The following is a 13,432-nucleotide window of genomic DNA, read 5'->3' on the forward strand; positions in this document are numbered from 1 at the left end:
GAACCGCTCCGTCGGCCCGTTATGTTAAAATCAATTGTGGGTGTATGCTACTGCGTTTACTTCGACCGCCCTTTAAAGGCACGAAATAAGATAATACCGAGTACGATACCTAAAATAAACCAAATCCAGTACGTCACGTGAATCGAAAACGTTGAGGTTGACAGATACTATACAAACAGTTAAACTAAACTTTTAATTCTCTCCAGCGCCAGTCGACGGGTTTCTTCATCGGTTTGAACGTAGTCGTCGTAAGTAGGGCTTTTGACGAAAGTGGTTTTGTTCAGACACGACTCGATGATTTCCGAAATCTCCAGAAAACTGATGTGGTCGTGCAGGAACGCGTCGACGGCTATTTCGTTGGCTGCATTGATAATGCAGGGTGCATTGCCGCCCAGTTTAAGTGCATCGAAAGCGAGTTGCAGATTTCGGAATGTTTTCAGATCGGGCTGCTCAAAGGTCAGGGATGGGTAGTCCATGAAGTTGAATCGCGGAAAGTCGGACTTGAGCCGGTCCGGATACCCCAGCGCGAACTGAATGGGTAAGCGCATGTCGGGCAGGCCCATCTGCGCCTTAATGCTGCCGTCCGCAAACTGCACCATCGAATGGATGATGCTTTGCGGGTGAACGATCACGTCGATCTGGTCGGCGGTCAGCCCGAATAACCATTTGGCTTCGATAACCTCCAGCCCTTTGTTCATCAACGTGGCCGAGTCGATGGTTATTTTGGCGCCCATCGTCCAGTTTGGGTGTTTCAGCGCCTGGGCTTTGGTAACTGTCGCCAGAAACTCCGACGATTTTCCCCGGAAAGGCCCGCCCGAAGCCGTCAGAATAATTTTCTCTATGGGGTTATGAAACTCTCCCACCAGGCACTGGAAGATAGCCGAGTGTTCCGAATCTACGGGGTAGATATTGACTCCCTTTTGGGCGGCCAACTGGGTAATGAGTTCGCCCGCCACAACCAGCGTTTCTTTATTGGCCAGCGCAATGGACTTACCCGCTTCGATGGCTTTGATGGTCGGCAGTAGACCCGCATAACCGACCATCGCCGTCAGTACCATGTCGATGGTATCCATTTGTACGACAGACGCGATGGCTTTGGCTCCCGCGTAGACTTTAATGCCCAGCGGATCGAGTGCCGCGAACACCTGCTCGTAGCGGTCCTCGTTGCAGATGACCACCACATTAGGCTTCAGCTCAACCGCCTGCTGAATGAGCAGTTCGGCATTGTTGTTGGTTGTCAACACCTCAACCTGAAACCGGTCGGAGTGGGATTTTATCACGTCGACGGCCTGCGTTCCAATAGAACCCGTTGAGCCGAGGATGGCGATGTGTCGTTTCTTGATTTCAGTCATTTAGTTATTGGGCAGCTACTGAATAGGCCGGTATTTGAAAGAGATTATCGCTTTACAAACGGTGCCACTTTCGTAGCTTACCTTATTCACTAACGTTTATTAATACATCTTTACACCGTTTGTCCGATAACTACTAATCCCTCAGCGAGTTTCCGGTCATTAGCCAGACGCGGCACTTTGTTTTGACCACCCAGCTTACCCTGCGATTTCATATACTGCTGAAACGCCCCGCGTGGGAGGCTGGTCAGTTTGAGCGGTTGCAGGATAGAACCCGTAATGAGGTCGTCGTAATATACGTTCAATTCGGTCAGGCGGTTGTCTACATCGCGGGCGAAGGCGGTCGGGTCGTGGGGCGGGGTGGCGAACTCGACAAGCCACTCATGATAAGGCAAACCCTCGTTCGGGCTAACCATTGGGGCGACGGTGAACTCCACCACTTCGGTTTCGGGGTGCTTCTGCATGGCAAATTGTAATGCCTTTTCGACTTCCTCGCCAATAACGTGCTCGCCAAAAGCCGATATGAAGTGTTTGATCCGCCCCGTTACCAACAGTCGATATGGCTCCCGCGACACAAATTTGACTGTATCGCCGAGGGAGTAGCCCCACAGTCCCGCGTTGTTATTGATGATCACGGCATAATTTTTTCCTAACTCGACTTCCTCGATGGTTAACCGGCGCGGGTTTTCCGTGAAGTATTCGTCGGTCGCAATAAACTCGAAAAAGATGCCGCTGTCGGCTAGCAGCAACAGGCCTTCTTCTGTCTGGCTATCCTGAAAAGCGATGAACCCTTCGGAAGCCGGATAAGTCTCAATGGAGTCGATACGTTTGCCGATGCTCTCGAACAGCTTGGCACGGTACGGCTCGAAGTTGACGCCACCGTAAACGAACACCGAAAAATCCGGAAAAACGTCTTTGATCAACTTACCGGTCCGTTGCTGAATCCGGTCGAAATACATCTGAACCCAGGGCGGAATCCCCGAAATCAGGGACATGGGTTGAGTGATCGTTTCGTCAATGATTCGTTCGAGTTTAGTTTCCCAATCCTCGATGACGTTGGTTTCGTAGCTGGGCAGTTGATTGGTGCGGAGGTAAGCCGGCACGTGGTGGTTGGCAATACCCGAAAGGCGTCCGATGTTTATGCCTGCTTTTTGGGTCAGTTCGGGACTGCCCGATAAAAAAATTAATTTTTTATCCAGAAACGCACTGTTCCCCGTTTCATTGATATAATTCAACAGTGCATCGCGGGCCGAATTGATATGATTGGGAATAGAGTCGTGGGTAATTGGAATGTATTTGGTACCCGATGTGGTGCCGGATGTTTTGGCAAAATAAAGCGGTTTCCCTCTCCAAAGTACGTCAGATCCACCGGCTAGAATCTGTTCAATATATGGTTTCAGGTCTTCATAATCCCGGACGGGAACCGCCTGCCGAAACTCCTGAACCGTGTTCACGTCCTGTAAGCGATGATCTTTACCAAAAACAGTTGCACGGCCACCCGCCATCAATTTCTGAAAACAGCGTTGCTGTGCTTCAGCGGGTTGATACATCCAGGCATGTTGCCGTTCTACGACAAACTTGGCTAATGGCTTACTCAGGATTGAACGAATTCCCATAATTACACAAAGGTAAAGTATAATCACAATCATGAATGATAGCGGGCCGCCTGTGCGTTGGAAAATGATACACAAAGCACTTTTGCCATCATTTACAATATGATTCGTAATTCATCATTCATCATTGTGATTAATAATCTATATTTTTGCACACATTTCAAAAAACAGTACTTGCTATAAGACGTTCTGCGTCAACTTATATTGATGGGACTTTTCAATTTTTTAACCAGCGACATTGCTATTGACCTGGGCACGGCGAATACCTTGATTATTCATAAGGATCGGATTGTAGTGGATGAGCCTTCCATTATTGCAATGGACAAAGTCAGCGGGAAAGTGCTGGCCATTGGTCACAAAGCCATGCAAATGCACGAAAAGACCAACGAAAACATTAAAACCATTCGCCCACTGAAAGACGGTGTCATCGCCGATTTTACAGCCGCCGAGCTGATGATTCGGGGGATGATTAAAATGATTGATACCGGCAGCAAGCTGTTTTCGCCTTCCCACCGGATGGTTATTTGTATTCCATCGGGTATTACGGAGGTAGAAAAGCGGGCTGTTAAAGATTCTGCAGAACACGCCGGTGCCAAAGAAGTGTACATGGTGCATGAGCCCATTGCGGCCGCTATTGGTATTGGCATTGATATTACCCAGCCCAACGGAACAATGATTGTCGACATCGGGGGTGGTACCACCGAGATTGCCGTTATTGCCCTGTCGGGTATTGTTTGTGAGCAGTCTATCCGCATTGCCGGTGATGTGTTCACCCGCGATATTGTTGACTACATGCGTCGTGAGCATAACCTCCTCATTGGCGAACGGTCGGCCGAGCAGATTAAAATGGAAGTGGGTTCGGCCTTACCTGAACTCGACAACCCACCTGCCGACTACGAAATCCGTGGCCGCGATTTGATGACCGGTATTCCGAAAGAAATTAAAGTTACCTACAGCGAAATTGCGTACGCGCTCGATAAATCGATCTCGAAGATTGAAGAGGCTACCATGAAAGCGTTAGAGATTTCGCCACCGGAGCTTTCGGCTGATATTTATACCAATGGTATTCACTTAACGGGCGGTGGTGCACTGCTGCATGGCCTTGACAAACGCCTGGGTGCTAAAACCAAGTTGCCGATCCATGTGGCCGATGACCCGCTCAAAGCCGTTGTAAAAGGTACCGGCGAGGTTATCAAGAACCTGGACATGTACCGATCGGTTCTGATTAGCTAATGTAGTGCCGGGCCACAGACCCGGCTGTATTGAATAAGCCGTACAGCCGGGCCTATGGCCCGGCGCTACTGTATATGGGAGAGTTAGTCGATTTTTTTGTCCGTAGCCGCAACTTCATTTTATTCGTATTGCTGGAAGTACTTTGCTTCTACTTCATTATCAATACCAGCAATTACTGGAGTGTTACGTATTTTAATACGTCGAATCGGTATGCGGCTCAGGTACTGGCCTTGTCAAACGCGGCCAATGAATACACCAGCCTTCGCCAGGTTAACGCCGATCTGGCCCTGGAAAACCAGCGGCTCAACGCTCAGCTGACGAAGCTGCTTCAAAGCAAACCGGCAGCGCCGGTACAATACCAGGCGGATTCTGCCTTTGCCGACCGGTTCAAGTTTACCGTAGCCAAAGTGGTGGACAATACAACACAGTTTGCCAACAACTACATCACCATTGATAAAGGTACTGATGATGGTATCCGTCCGGGAATGGGTGTTATTTCGCCAACAGGCGTAGTGGGTAAGGTGAAAGTGTGTAATCAACATTTTTCAGTGATTACGTCTATCCTGCATTCCGAGTTTCTGGTGTCATCGCAGCTTATAAAGTCGAAAAACATTGGCTCTGCCAAGTGGGATGGTGGTGACCCGCATCTGATAAAATTGAATGATATCTCACGGAACGAGATCCTTGGCAAAGGTGATTCGGTGGTGACCTCTGAATACAACTCAACCTTCCCCCCCGGCATTTTAGTAGGTCGCGTTCGTTCGGTTGGCGTTCAGCCCAATATGACGTTCCATGATATTACGCTCAACCTGGCGACGAATTTCAGCACCTTATCTTACGTATACGTTGTCGAAAATCGCCTTCAGGGCGAACAGGAACAACTAGAAAAACAAATCGAAAACGAAAAATAGCCTATAAGAAAATAAGTCAATAAGTTGGTAACGCAGGCCTCAGCCACTTGCCGACTTGTTGACTTACCGGCTTTCCGACATCTAAAATGACCCTACGCGAAATACTGTCTACGTCATTCCTGTTTCTGTTGTACCTGGTACTTCAGATACTGCTGGCGCGGAATCTGGTCCTGTTCGATTATGCTTTCTGTTTTATCTACATTGCCTGTATTCTGCTCATGCCAAATGAAATTAGCCTGACGTGGTTACTGCTGATCGCGTTCTTGACGGGTATTATTATCGACATGTTTTACAACACGTTAGGGATGCATGCTGCGGCTTCTGTACTAATGGCCTACTGCCGACCCCTGGTAGTGCGCTCCCAGATTGATGTACCGGGCCTGGAAACACGCATTGCTTTCTCGCTGCGTTCACTGGGTCTTAGTGCCTTTTTTCGCTATATATTTATCCTGACGCTTGTACATCATACGGCTCTCTTTTTCATTGAAGCGAATAGCCTGTCGTTAATTATTCCAACCCTTATTCGGGTGGGGGCCAGTACGTTATTTACGACGGTGAGTATAGTTCTGATTCAGTTCTTTACCAGAAATTAAGCCATGGCTGAAACGCTTATTCTCCCTCAAACTTCGGATAGGCAAGCTATTTACGATAGCCTGATCCCGCAGATAACTGCCCTTGTTGAGGGTGAGCCCGACCTGATTGCCAATCTGGCCAATATTGCCGCTGCGCTGAAAGAAGCCTTTGGCTTTTTCTGGGTTGGGTTTTATCTCAAAAAAGAAAATCAACTGGTGCTGGGACCGTTTCAGGGCCCTATCGCCTGTACGCGCATCGCCTTCGATAAAGGTGTTTGCGGGGCAGCTTACACACGTCAGGAAACGATTCTGGTACCTGATGTTGACCAGTTTCCGGGGCACATTGCCTGTAGTTCGGCGTCAAAATCAGAAGTCGTGGTACCGGTGTTTGATCGTGATGGCAACGTGACGATGGTGCTGGACGTTGACAGTGATCAACTGAACGACTTTAGCGAGGTCGACGCCAAAGAGCTGGAAAAGATTGCGGGCCTGATCATGACGTTCTGAACGAAAGACGTTTCATCAATCTGACTTGCCCGGCGGTTTACAACGGCGAGAAACATAAAATTTGTTAAGATCCCGTTAAATCGCTTCTCCTTCTTAAACCACAGAGCGCAGCTTCAGTCTTAGGTTCACAATAAACTACTGAAGAACCATGTTTAAGAAAATCGCTTTGAGTGGGCTGCTGCTCTCTTTCTTCTCACTTCCCTTGCTGGCACAACAAACAGCAACGCCTGATGTGCCTTCACAGACCAATACGCGTATGGGGCGGAACCGGCCTATGCAGCGTCAGATGGGTGACCCAGCTACACGTGCTAAAAAAATGACCGACCGCATGACCCAGGCGCTGGGGCTCGACCAGGCTACGTCGCAGAAAGTTTACGATGCTACCTTGACACGTGCGCAGAAGGTCAACGCCATTCAGGCTGGTTCGGATGATAATCGGGCTAAACAGCAAGCCTTGAAAACGAATGCTGACGAGTACAAGGCTGCGTTGAAAAGTATTCTGACACCAGATCAGTTCGCTAAATTAGATGCTATGAAAGGCCATATGAAGCACGGTCGTCGGGGTGCGGAGGGGGATAACGATAGCCAAAAGTAGGCGCATCAATAAAGAAGAAAGCTGGCTGGACTGGTACATAGATACTAGTTCAGCCAACTTTCTTTTTTGTAAGTATTCAAGGCGTTGTCTTCGTTATTTGCAGTAAAGTTTAGCTACTTAAGACTTTCCATCTAAACTTTAGCACTACTGTCATGGCATCCCCCCTTTCACGTCGGCTGTTTCTCAAACAGGCCTCTCTGGCAAGCGCAACAACTGTTGCGGCTCCAACACTGCTATCGGGCAGATCTTACTCGAAGGCGGCTGAAGCACCAACAATAGGTCATAACGGCTTTAAATACCGGGCCGTACCGGGCTGGGGGGTGCTGGATGCAGGCAAAAATCCGGTCAACGATTGCCACGAGATGGTACAGGATGCGAAAGGACGCATTATCCTGCTAACCAACGAGACGAAGAACAACATCCTGATTTACGATAAATCGGGAAAACTGCTCGAAACCTGGGGTCATAGCTACCCCGGCGGACACGGCCTGACACTCGGTGGCGAGGGCAATAATCAGTATCTGCTGATTTGCGATACCGATCGTAATCAGGTGATTAAAACCGACCTGAAGGGCAAGGAGCTAATGAAGCTGGACTACCCGAGAGAAACCGGTAAATACGATTATCCTTCGCAGTTCAAGCCAACCGAAACTGCCATTAATCCCGCTAATGGAGATATTTACGTGGTGGATGGTTACGGCTTAAATTACGTGACGCAATACGACAAAAATGGTAAACTGATCCGGCAGTGGGGCGGCAAGGGCGATACGAACGAAACCTTCGATTGTTGCCACGGCATTACGGTAGACCGTCGGGTAGCGGCTAACCCAACGCTGCTGGTTACCGACCGGCGGCACAATGCCCTGAAGCGGTTCTCGCTTGATGGTAAATACCAGTCGACGATTGCGCTGCCCGGCTCGTACATCTGTCGCCCGGTCATTCGAGGAGAGAATATCTACGGAGCCGTATTCCGGAGCACGTCCGATGCCTATCCGGATTCGGGCTATATTCAGATTCTGGACAAGAACGACAAAGTCATTTCCACGCCCGGCGGCTCGGCACCGACCTATCAGGACGGTAAACTGGCGGAGCAACGTAAAGACCGTACGAATTCGCCGTTCTTACATCCGCACGATGTGCTGGTGGACGAGGACGATAGCATTTATGTAGCTCAGTGGGCGTCGAAAAAAACATATCCTATTAAATTAGAGCGCGTTGCCTGATAGTCTGGCCTGACCTATGAGCGAGTTGATTTTGTTGCAAGCGAATCCATCCTCCCCCTCCGATTGGGTATTGTTCTGGGGGCATTTTCACCCACTCATTGTTCACTTGCCCATTGGCTTTTTGCTGATTGCCGGTCTGCTCGAAATTGACCGGCTGACCCGCCGTAATTCAGTTAGTCCGCACACTATTACGCTGATTTTGTTCTGGTCGGCGGTGAGTGCTACGATGGCTTGCGTGTTCGGCTATATGCTATCGCTGGGTGGCGGCTACGAAGAAGAAACCCTGAACGACCACATGTGGGAGGGTATCGGCGTGGCCGTGTTCGCCTGGCTGGCCTGGTCGGTAAAATCCGAGAATCTGGGTCGTATTTTTTCGTTTGCCCAACTGATGTATCTGCCCGCGCTGGGAATCGCGCTGCTGCTGCTGCTGGCGGCCGGACACCAGGGCGGTAATTTGACCCACGGCTCCGATTACCTGACCCAGTACATGCCCGGTCCCATTCGGGCCATAACTGGCGTAGAACCGAAGTTAAAAGAGTTGAAGGTTGAACCCATTACCGATGTCAATCAGGCAATGGTGTATCAGCAAATTGTCAACCCGATTCTTCATAGCCGTTGTGTACAATGCCATAACGCCGGAAAGTCGAAAGGTGGATTACGTCTGGATTCGCCCGAGATGATCAAGAAAGGCTACGAAGATGGGCCGGTATTTGTCGCGGGCAACAGCAAGTCGAGCGAACTGGTAAAAGTATGCCTCTTGCCTGAAGATGATGATCTTCACATGCCGCCCAAAGGTAAAAATCAGTTAAAGGAAAGCGACATAGCTTTGCTGACGTGGTGGATCGATCAGGGCGCTCCCTTCGACAAGAAGGTTTCCGATCTGAAAGTGAATGATGCTATTCGTCCGGTATTGGCATCTCTTGGCGGTGGTGGCCCAATAGAGAACGGAGCTACGTCGGTTGCTGCCGGTCCTGCGCCCGATTCGCCGGTGTTGACCATGAAAGTGCCAGCCGCTGATTCGAAAGTCATTGATGAATTGAAGAAGCTGAATCTGCTGGTGTTGCCCCTGTCAAAGGAGCAGAACCAACTGGAAGTAAGTGCCGTTAATGCCCGCACGTTCAGCGATGCGCAGGCGGCTGAATTACCCAAACTGAGCAACCAGATCGTGTGGCTCAAACTGGGTGATACGGAGATTTCTGACGCGGCATTGGCGCAGGTGGCCAAGCTGAAAAACCTGCAAAAACTCCATCTGGAAGAAACTAAGGTAACCGACGCAGGTCTGAAACAGTTGAAGGGACTAGCTTATCTGGAATACCTGAATCTATACGGAACCGCCGTTACGGATGCCGGACTCGCTGAACTGGCTGAGCTAAAGAGCCTAAAAACGGTTTATCTCTGGCAAACCAAAGTGACAGAAGAAGGTATTGCCAGGTTGAAAACGGCCCTGCCTAAGCTGGAAGTGATTGGGGGCATCAGCGAACAGGCCGTAGCCGAATTTGTAAAAGTGGGCGAACCTAAAGCTGGAGAAGCTAAGAAGTAAAATTGCGTTTGAGGACAATTGACGCGTGCTCCTTTTATAGCCATGCTCTTATTTCTATGGCATAGCAACTTCCCGTTTTGCCGGGTTTCTACTATTGCGTTGGACTTGAAACGCCGGCCCTGTCAGACCATAACTTATGAGGTGGCGTCGAGTCCGAATGCCTAAACATACCCTTAATCTACACCACTTACCTTTTCGTGGCTTCCTGACAAAATAGTCTATCATCAAGATAAGATAGTACGATTTTAACGTGCCTTATGGTGTTAAATTTGTAAATTCGTTTCATAATCAATCAGTTCGTTGGTATGCTCGTCTGGTCAGACATACGATTTAGGTACGCTATTCTCAGCGCAACGGCTGGCCTGTTCGGCGGGTCTATCTGGCTAACTTCCTGCCAGAGTTCAGTCGAAAAACCGGCCGAAATTATAGCCGTCGAAAGTACGCTCCCCGAAAAAGTTGATTATAATCTGCATGTAAAACCCATTCTGTCTGACCGCTGTTTTGCGTGTCACGGTCCCGACAAAGCCAAGCAGCAGGCGGGGTTACGCCTGGATACGCCCGACGGTGCTTACGAAGCCCTGGCGAAAAGCGGCCATAAAGCCATCGTGCCGGGTAATCTGGCCAAGAGCGAACTGGTTAGCCGCATCCTCAGCACCGATCCTGAGGAGATGATGCCCACGCCCAAATCAAACCTTACGCTGACGACGGAAGAAAAGGCAATGCTGATTCGCTGGGTCGAACAGGGGGCCGAATACAAAGAGCACTGGTCGCTCATTGCACCGACCCTGCCGGAGCTTCCGAAAGTAAAAGACGAAAAATGGGTTGTCAACGATATTGACCGGTTCATTCTGGCCAAACAGGAAGCGAAAAAAGTAAGCCACGCGCCCGAAGCTGATAAAACAACCTTGCTCCGCCGGGTCAGTCTCGACCTGACAGGCTTACCGCCAACACCCGCCGAAGTCGACGCGTTTCTAAACGATAAATCACCCAATGCCTACGAAAAAGTAGTTAATCGACTGCTCAACAGTCCGCATTATGGCGAACGGCAGGCGGTCGAGTGGCTCGATGTAGCGCGTTACGCCGATACGCATGGATACCAGGACGACGGCCTGCGTACTATGTGGCCGTATCGAGACTGGGTCATCCGGGCCTATAACCACAATCTTTCGTTCGACCGATTTATAACCTGGCAGTTGGCCGGTGATTTGCTGCCCAATCTCAATAGCTCGAAAGACAAGCGCGAAAAACTCATTGCAACGGCTTTCAACCGCAATCACCAGCAGAGCCAGGAAGGGGGTATTGTGGATGAGGAGTACCGAACCGAGTACGTTGCCGACCGAACCAATACTTTTGGGAAAGCCATGCTGGGGCTAACGGTCGAGTGCGCTCGTTGCCACGACCACAAATACGACCCCATCAGCCAGAAAGATTATTACTCACTTTACGCCTTCTTCGATAGTAACAACGACCGGGGGCAGATCCCTTATAATGGCGAAGCTGCCCCGACGATTACCCTCACCAAGCCCGAAACGGAAGCGAAACTGCGCTTTATCCGCGAAAAGCTGACGCCGGTTCAACAACAGCTCAATCTAAACCGGCCCGATTATCAGCAGCGTTTTGGGCAATGGTTGGCGAAAACGCGTGCCGTCTCATCCATTGACTCCGGTTTGTTGGCCCATTACACGTTCGATGAGGCCGACCGGACAGATATTGGGGCTTATGTAAAAGCAAAAAACGAGCAGCGGAAACTCGAAGACGAAAAGAAGAAACGCGAAGAAGAAGCGAAACGCAAAAAGGAGGGCATTGCCAAAGCCGGAAAGCCCGAAGATAAAAAGCCCGAGAAAAAGGAACCGCCTAAACGTAAAACAAAGGAAGAGCTTTGGGAAGACCCCCGTAATGCCTTTGCTAATACGGTTAACGATACCATACCTGCCCGATTAGGTGGCGACCCCGACAAGGTGGCTTATTCGGTGCCAGGTCGATTCGGAAAAGCCCGGTATCTGGCGGGCGACAGTTTCATTGAACTACCCGGAAACTTCGCGGTCTTCGAGCAAAACGAGCCGTTTACCATCAGCAGCTGGTTCAACCTGGCCAAGCCAAATATGGCCCTGACCCTGATGGGACGAACCACCGGACCAATGGACGGCCAGCGGGGCTACCAGCTTGATTTGCTGAGCGACGGTCGGCTCAAACTGGCGTTTAGTCATGTTTGGCCCGCCAATGCCATCGATGTTGAGACGGTTGAAAAAGTCCCGGTGCATCAGTGGTTTCAAGTCGCTTTTACCTACGATGGAACCGGTAGAGCCAGCGGGATTTCCCTGTACCTGAATGGGCGGCCACTTCGCACGAAGGTCATTGCCGATAACCTGATTCACAGTATGGTATACGGCAAGAACAAAAGCCATTGGGCGCAGCATCCCTTCTATGTAGGTCGGATGCACGATAACTTCTACAAAGATTTTGCCGTCGATGAACTGCGAATATACAAGCGTTGCCTGACGCCCCTCGAAATGCCTGCGCTGGCGGGTCAGCGGGATGCGCTCATGGCCGCGCTGCAAACGCCCGCTGCCAATCGAACACCGGCACAGCGGACGGGCTTGTATACGTATTATGTCAGAACGCAGGACCCCGTTTATAAAACGAATTACGCTAAGGCAATGCAACTGCGGGGTGAGCAAATCACGCTCTACACCAACTCCGATCAGTTGATGGTTATGCAGGAACGGTCGGTGCCGCGCGAAACACATTTACTCAAACGAGGGGCCTACGATGCTCCCGGCGAAGTTGTAAAGCCAGCTGTTCTACACAGTCTGAATCCGTTGGACGACGATATGCCCACGAACCGGCTCGGACTGGCGAAGTGGTTACTGGCCCCCGAAAATCCGCTGTTTAGCCGGGTGATGGTGAACCGCATGTGGCAGCAATATTTCGGGCAGGGGCTGGCCAAGAATAGCGATGATTTTGGAAATCAGGGCGCGTTGCCCAGCCATCCCGAATTGCTGGACTACCTGGCGACGAAGTTCCGCGACATGGGCGAATCGGGTGGGCAATGGAATACGAAAGCCATGCACAAACTGATCGTGATGTCGGCAACGTACCGGCAATCGTCGAGTGTACCTGAAAACGTTCGGGAAGCTGACCCGGATAATACCTACCTGACGCGCGGGCCGAGTTACCGTATGTCGGCGGAGCAGGTTCGGGATAATGCACTGGCAGCCAGTGGGCTACTGGTCCGGCAGATTGGTGGCCCGAGTGTATTACCCTATCAGCCATCCGGTATCTGGGAAGCCTTAGCTACCCGCAATGCCGTGAAATACGAGCAGGATCATGGCGATAGCCTGTACCGCCGGTCGATGTACACGATCTGGAAACGGTCGTCGCCCGCGCCTATGATGCTGAATTTCGACGCAGCCGAACGGCACACCTGCATTGTCAAACGGCAGAAAACGAGCACACCTTTACAGGCCCTTGTAACCCTGAACGACCCCCAGTTTGTGGAGGCTGCCCGGGTGCTGGCACAAAAAGTAGTGCAGACGGGGCAGTTCAATGCATCGGCGGTCGGCGCTACAGACGCCGGCATTACCGCTATTTTTAAAGCTGTCATCAGCCGCCCGGCACGCCCGGAAGAGATAAGACTGGTCAAACAGTTGTATGCCGAAGAATTGACGGACTTCAAACAGAATCCGAAACGGGCAGCGGAGTTGTTGTCAGTAGGGGAATACCCCGTAAATAAAAAGCTCAACCCCGCCGAACTGGCTGCCTGGACAGTGGTAGCGAGTACGATAATGAATTTCGATGAAGCAATTGTGAAGCGATAAGCGCTGGCGCGAGTATTTACTCGTGCCGGTAATCTAGCCAGCATTCGCTGGCGTAAGGAGATTGGTTAATC

At 50.6% G+C, this 13,432-nt stretch carries 10 protein-coding genes; 8 read left to right on the forward strand and 2 right to left on the reverse strand.

Translation table 11 applies throughout. The annotated features are described in order from the left end of the window. Positions 1-179: 179 nt before the first annotated feature. Positions 180-1,352, reverse strand: coding sequence for a 1-deoxy-D-xylulose-5-phosphate reductoisomerase (locus ACYVJM_RS16155; protein ID WP_461149269.1), 1,173 nt, complete (start codon positions 1,350-1,352; stop codon positions 180-182). Between the two features lie 110 nt (positions 1,353-1,462). Then, the gene (locus ACYVJM_RS16160) at positions 1,463-2,965 is read right to left on the reverse strand and encodes a GH3 auxin-responsive promoter family protein (RefSeq protein WP_461149270.1); all 1,503 of its coding nucleotides are present in this window, start codon (positions 2,963-2,965) and stop codon (positions 1,463-1,465) included. A gap of 204 nt (positions 2,966-3,169) precedes the next feature. Between ACYVJM_RS16160 and ACYVJM_RS16165 the strand changes: the two genes are divergently transcribed. The 8 genes from ACYVJM_RS16165 to ACYVJM_RS16200 all read left to right on the forward strand — a co-directional run bounded on the left by ACYVJM_RS16165 (position 3,170) and on the right by ACYVJM_RS16200 (position 13,361). After that, a complete protein-coding gene (locus ACYVJM_RS16165) occupies positions 3,170-4,195 on the forward strand; it encodes a rod shape-determining protein (RefSeq protein ID WP_020604821.1) in 1,026 nt (341 codons plus the stop codon). A 74-nt stretch (positions 4,196-4,269) separates the two neighbouring features. Next, positions 4,270-5,106 carry a rod shape-determining protein MreC gene (mreC, locus tag ACYVJM_RS16170; RefSeq protein WP_461149582.1) on the forward strand — a complete coding sequence of 279 codons (837 nt, stop codon included), beginning with the start codon at positions 4,270-4,272 and terminating at the stop codon, positions 5,104-5,106. Positions 5,107-5,192: 86 nt separating this feature from the next. Then, positions 5,193-5,699 carry a hypothetical protein gene (locus ACYVJM_RS16175; protein WP_461149271.1) on the forward strand — a complete coding sequence of 169 codons (507 nt, stop codon included), beginning with the start codon at positions 5,193-5,195 and terminating at the stop codon, positions 5,697-5,699. Between the two features lie 3 nt (positions 5,700-5,702). After that, entirely contained in the window at positions 5,703-6,185 is a 483-nt protein-coding gene (locus ACYVJM_RS16180; RefSeq protein ID WP_461149272.1) for a GAF domain-containing protein, read from the forward strand. Between the two features lie 148 nt (positions 6,186-6,333). Next, a complete protein-coding gene (locus ACYVJM_RS16185; protein ID WP_461149273.1) occupies positions 6,334-6,780 on the forward strand; it encodes a DUF4890 domain-containing protein in 447 nt (148 codons plus the stop codon). Between the two features lie 152 nt (positions 6,781-6,932). Next, positions 6,933-8,003: an NHL repeat-containing protein gene (locus ACYVJM_RS16190; RefSeq protein ID WP_461149274.1), complete on the forward strand. Its 1,071-nt coding sequence runs from the start codon at positions 6,933-6,935 to the stop codon at positions 8,001-8,003. 16 nt (positions 8,004-8,019) lie between these two features. Then, positions 8,020-9,543 carry a c-type cytochrome domain-containing protein gene (locus tag ACYVJM_RS16195; protein WP_461149275.1) on the forward strand — a complete coding sequence of 508 codons (1,524 nt, stop codon included), beginning with the start codon at positions 8,020-8,022 and terminating at the stop codon, positions 9,541-9,543. A gap of 305 nt (positions 9,544-9,848) precedes the next feature. Beyond that, positions 9,849-13,361, forward strand: a complete 3,513-nt coding sequence (locus tag ACYVJM_RS16200; RefSeq protein WP_461149276.1) for a DUF1553 domain-containing protein — start codon at positions 9,849-9,851, stop codon at positions 13,359-13,361. Positions 13,362-13,432: the final 71 nt, after the last annotated feature.

This window comes from Spirosoma pulveris (genome assembly GCF_054781875.1).